Below are 6,000 nucleotides of genomic sequence, written 5' to 3' on the forward strand. Positions count from 1 at the left end.
AAATATCATTTATATGAAAATACTACTTTTAATTTTTCTGCTGCCGCTTTTTACCTTCTTTGTAAATATTTCCCCTGATGGAGATCTGGAAGATCTAATAAAAGAGGCCCAAAAACTTCAAAAAGAACGTAAATATAAGTCAGCTGCCGAACTGGCCCTGAAAATTCAGAACAAAGCCCGTCAGGCAGAAAAAGATATTATTTATGTCGAAGCCGTTACAATTGAGCTTAACTCCAGCAAATGGTTCAGTTACGATAGCTTCGATAAAGTGTTGAACAAGCTCGACGAGCATATTGAACAACCCTTTGGCCGCACTGAAACACTTCTTCGAACATATAAAATTCACGGCTACCAATATTGGTATAATCAACACAGCTACAGGTTGCGCGATAATGCTGACGACGGCATAATAAACGAGGAACCCAAAGCATGGTCAAAGCATGATGTGTGGAAATTGATTGACAATGAGGTAGATGAGATAAATGCTAACAATGGCAATGCTGAGTTAACCAAAGAAGAACTTGAGCGCTTAACTATGGCCACAAAAATTGATGGAGCCCTTCCGCAAAAGGTAAAAGACCTGGCCCTGCTTACGGCCGTAAATAGCATCAGGAATTTCGAAGGTGATTATCAATATCAATTGAAAAAAGCTTATGCCCCGGTTCCGGCGTTCGTGTCTTCAAACCTCGAAAATCAGGAACTGCATCCACTAGCGCAAATGTCGCGTTATTTTGCAATGCTGCTGGGAGATCAGGATAATCGCAAGGCTACCCTTCAGCAACATTTTGATATTAAAAGATTGCAATACCTTTATGAAAAAGATAAACAATACGATAAATTAAAATTGTGGACTGCAGCCCTCAGCCGGCAGCTTGAAAACAACACTCCAGCTCAAACAATTGCCGCTGCTGCTTTAGCAAAAGTATACAATACATACGCTGCCCAGGCAAGAGCAAATAATGCAAAAAAACAGGCAGTAAAATGGCAAAATAAGGCCATTAAGCTTTGTAAAGGTGCCATAGATGAATATCCCGGGAGTTACGGTGCGGTAAAATGTGAGAAAATTTTGGAAGACATACACCGGTCATTTGTTCAGGTGCAGGCACAGTACCATTTATTGCCCGGAAAACCCTTTCCGGTGCGGGTGCAATATAAAAACCAAAAGTGGATCAAAGTAAGGGCATATCCCATCAGCTCAAAGAGTTTAGCTATGGCTGACCGCACAAACCGCGATGTTGGAATGCCAAAAGGCGAAATGTTGTGGGAGTATAAAATTGAATTACCCTCAAAACCCGGCTATTTCAATCAGGATGTGATTGATTTATTACCCGCTCTACCCAAAGGTTTTTATTTACTCGATATTCAAACTGAAAAGAAACTAACCTCCGCACATACCGTGATGGATGAATTGTTGGTGAACAGTACCAATATGGCAACTGTAACCCGGCCACTCAAAGATAATACCCGTGTTATAGCCATTGACCGTACCAGTGGAAAACAGTTAAAAGCTTGCCAGGCAGATCTGTTTGATATGAAATATAATTACCGTTCCCGGTCGCGGTCTTTTGAGCTTATAAAGCACCTGGAAATGGAGCAGGGAATACTCGATTTGCCACACAGGCAGCGAATCGATATTCTGCAGCTTTCAAAGGATGATGATACATTGCTCACTCGCTTCAATCAAAATTTTTTCCGCCAGCGTAATGAACGCACCCGCCAAGAAGTGCAGTTTTTTGCAGACAGAAGCATCTACAGGCCCGGGCAGGTTATTTACTTCAAGGCCATTGCAACGCGCAGGACAGGTGACGACTGGAAACCAAACCCGGAGCAAAACATCGAAGTACAGCTTATAGATGCCAATCGTAAAACCATTGCCAAACAAAGTTATACTTCGGGCCCAAATGGAAGTTTCAACGGTCAGTTTAAAATACCACAAACCACCCGGCCCGGCACCATGCGCTTAAGTGCTCCCCGGGGCAATTTATCTTTTGATGTACAGTACTACAAACGCCCTGTTTTCGATGCTTCATGGCAGGTGGAAGACCAGTTAAATGTACCCGGCGAAGAAGTAGCCATTGACTTAAAGGTAAAATCATTCGCAGGGGCCCCTATTGATAAGGCCACTGTGGAAACTACTGTTAAGTTGAGTTCCGGAATATTTAAATATTGGTACCCGCAACAATCAGAAATGGTGGTGGCAAGTTTTAACGATACTACAAATACCAAAGGTATTGCCCAAATAAGTTTTAATTCACTTAAAGCTGATTATCTGCAGCGCTATAAGATTGAAAGTAAAGTGACACTGCCTGATGGTTCGTCACGGGTTTTTGAATATACCCATTTGGTATCGCCCAAACCTTTAACAACCGGGTTTGCTCAAAGTGGCCCGGTTGCCAGAGCCGATGACCTTCCACAGATCTCAATTGAGGGTATCAACGGCGAGCAAATACATGAACCGGTCAAACTTAGCATTAGCAAACTTGCTGTACCCAAAGATCAATTTTATCATATGCCCTTTGCGCCAGCCGGTGAAATTGTTGCCGATAAGAAGCAGTGGAAGGAAGCTTATCCGGGCATGGCCTGGAACAATGCCCTTGATTTACCTTCGATGACTGTAGATAAAAAAATTACTCAAATCGAAGCCCAGGGCCAAAATTTGAAATTTCCCGAAGCCCTGGCTTTGGACGAAGGTTTTTATAAATTTACCTGGTACCTGGCAGATACCATATATTCGAACAATTACCTTAAAGTAATCGATCCTGACAGAAAAAGAATAGAAATTGCCGAACCTTTTATTATGCTCGCTGATCATACAAAGGTAAAACCCGGAGAATCGGTTCAGATAACATTTTCGAGTCGTTTTAACGATGCGCAAATACGTTTAATTGCAAGCGATCAGCAAGGCGAACTTTTTAACCGGCAAACAGAAGTTGATGGTAAAAAAGCGTCTATTGAGTTTGATGTGCAGCAAAGAAGCGAAGGCCAGATATACCTCTCTGCAATACTGATTGCACAGGGCCGTAAATTTACACAAAATGAAACCATACAGGTTAAAGCCGTAAGCCGCCTTTTAGATGTGCATTTTACATCAATCAGAGACAAAATTGTGCCCGGCGTAAGCGAAGTGTGGAGGCTGCAAGTACGTAAAAATGATAAACCTCTAAAGGGCGCCGGAGTGCTGGCTTCAATGTACGATATGTCGCTCGATCAGTTTGTAGCGCATAGCTGGGAATTGCCATTCCAGTTACATAGCTTTTACAACCTGAACTGGGAATCACGCACTTTTGATAACAGTGGGCTTTATTTGCATGCACCTTATGCGCACAAACCACAAAACAAACCGCAATGGTATATCGAAAATCCATTTGAACCGGCATACAGCGTGCGCTCCAAGCAAACCATGATGTTGGAAGTTGTTGATAATGAATCGGCAATGGAGGAGCCACCTCCACCACCTGCAGAAGCTGAAGGAGGCGAGATGCAATATGATATGAAAAATGGTTTATCTGAAGATGATATTGAAAAAAAACAAGATAAAAAACAGGATGCAGCCGCATTGCGCACTAATTTTAACGAAACTGCTTTTTTCTATCCAAAGCTTAATAGTGATGATGATGGCCAGGTACTTCTGGAGTTCGAGGCTCCACAAAGCATGACCAGTTGGAAGTTACAGGTTTTGGCAATTGATGACGATTTAGCAGCCGGATATGCCAAACATGAGGTTGTCACCCAAAAGCCATTGATGGTGATTCCCAATAAATTGAGGTTTGTGCATAATGGTGATGAAGTTGTACTGGAAGCCATGGCTTACAATATGACCGACAGCCTTTTAACGGTAAGTCCCGATGCAAAAATATTAAACCCCGTTACCGGTAATGAAATTGAAGCAGCATTGCCTGTGAGCGAGTTTGATTTAGTCGCTGGTGAGAGTGAAAGTTTTGCGGTGAAATTTACAGTGCCTGCCAATATCAGCGCACTAAATTATGAGATTAGCGGTACAAGCGGGCCATATACTGATGGCGAATTACACAGTATTCCGGTATATCCTGCAAGACAACGCATCATTAACAGCATGGTGATATGGAACAAACCTGAACAAACGAAAACATACGAACTGGCATCCATTGATAAACTAAACAGCCCAACTGCAGCGCAGCACGAATTGACCATTGAAATGACAACCAATCCTGTTTGGATGGCCATTAAGGCACTGCCGGCCGTATACAGGTCGCAATCGGAATCAGCGATACAGCAAGCACGGAATTTTTATATTACCTCCGGCACAAATCAACTGCTGCAAGAATATGCAACAATTCAGCGCGTACTTAAAGTGTGGGAAAAAGCTCAACCGGATGCGCTGAAGTCATCGTTGCATAAAAATGAGGAGTTGCGAAATTTGTTACTGTCAGAAACACCGTGGGAGGAGGTTGCAGCCGAAGAAGAGTTACAGCGTGGCGTGCTGTTGGAAATGCTGAATCCGAATTTTGTATCGCAAGAAATGCAAATGGCTATCTCGGGCCTGGAATCGCAGCAACTTGAAAGCGGTGCATTCAGTTGGCGCCCCGGAATGCAGGCATCGTATTATTTTACCTTGCAAACCGTTTATTATCTGTCGAAAACCTTGCAGATGAAAACAGTTGAGCATACCGAGGTGAAAAATATTGTGACAAAAGCGTTGCGCTACCTTAAAAAAGAAGTTGGGGTAAAATATCAGCAGATGCTGGAATACAATGTAGATACAACCGATTATGTAACATCATCGGCTCTAATGCGGTACTTTTTGGTACAAAATGCTGTGAACGCTCAATACAAACCCTCTTCTGAAGCTGAGGAATTCTATATGCGTCATGCAAAAAAATACAAAAATATGGCCTTGCAACAGTTTGTGCTTTCGGGCTATGTGGCTGCCAATTTTGGCCATGATGATTATGCCAACCTTGTTGTCGACCGTTTGCGCGAACGTGCAGCCGTGGACAGGGAACAAGGTATTTTTTGGCGCGAAAACCGCTTAGGCTGGCAGTGGGATGAAGCACCTGTATCAACACAGGCACTTATTATCCGCTATTTTCAGCTGATGAAACAGCCTCAGGATGAAATTGAAGCCATGAAACTCTGGCTCATTCGGCAAAAACAGGGACAGGCATGGCGCAACCAGGATGCCTCATTAATGGCCATTGATGCCTTGCTGAATACCGGTAAAAATTGGCTCAACCGTGCTAAACCGGTCAAAATTAAAGTGGGCCGCCAAATTATTAAAACCGATGAAATGGCTGCCGAAGCAGGTTCAGGGTATTTCAAAAAATCACTGGGTAAACCCACGCCATTTATGAAAGAGGTTTATGTGGCTAATCCCGGAGAGGTTCCCGTTTGGGGCGCTGTTTACCATAGCTTTACCGAAGAATTTGCCAATATTGAACCTTCGCAAGACGAAATGTCTGTGAACCGGAAAATTTACAGGATTCAGGAAACAGCAAAAGGAAGTAAACTCCAGGCAATTACTTCTGAAACAAAGCTGAAGCCTGGCGATCGGTTACGCATTAAACTTACGGTTAGCAGTAACCGGGAGCTCGATTACGTATGGATCAATTCACCCCATGCAGCCTGCATGGAGCCATTCGATCAGATGAGTGGTTACAGGTGGGATGGCGGTTTGAGTTATTACGGCGAAAGCCACGACAATGGGCGTCGTTTCTTTATATACCGGCTAAATAATGGCACCTATGTGCTCAGTTACGATGTATTTGTAGTACGTACCGGAAAATTCAGCGCCGGCCCGGTAGAAATACAATCGGCTTACGCGCCTGAATTCGGTGCTCATACGGGAGGTTATCGTGTAATAGTGGAGTAAAAAACTGCTATTGCTTTATAAAATACAAATAACCCCGGCCACCTGTGTACAGATCGCCGGGGTTATTTGTATTACAGGCAAATTCCTGCCGTGATTGAGAAAACCTTTGCCGTATATTCCTCTTCCCAGTATTGCCAATAACCACTATAACG

Annotated in this window: 1 protein-coding gene; it reads left to right on the top strand. The window is 43.4% G+C overall.

Annotation, left to right across the window (positions count from 1 at the left end; all coding sequences use genetic code 11):
- Window positions 1–13: 13 nt before the first annotated feature.
- Entirely contained in the window at window positions 14–5,848 is a 5,835-nt protein-coding gene (locus tag ACTB0Y_RS03345) for an alpha-2-macroglobulin family protein (protein WP_463205378.1), read from the top strand.
- Window positions 5,849–6,000: the final 152 nt, after the last annotated feature.

Source organism: Salinivirga sp. (genome assembly GCF_055145285.1).

Coding starts and splice junctions, on each gene's coding strand:
- ACTB0Y_RS03345 (WP_463205378.1), top strand. CDS start 14: ATGAAAATACTACTTTTAATTTTTCTGCTGCCGCTTTTTACCTTCTTT.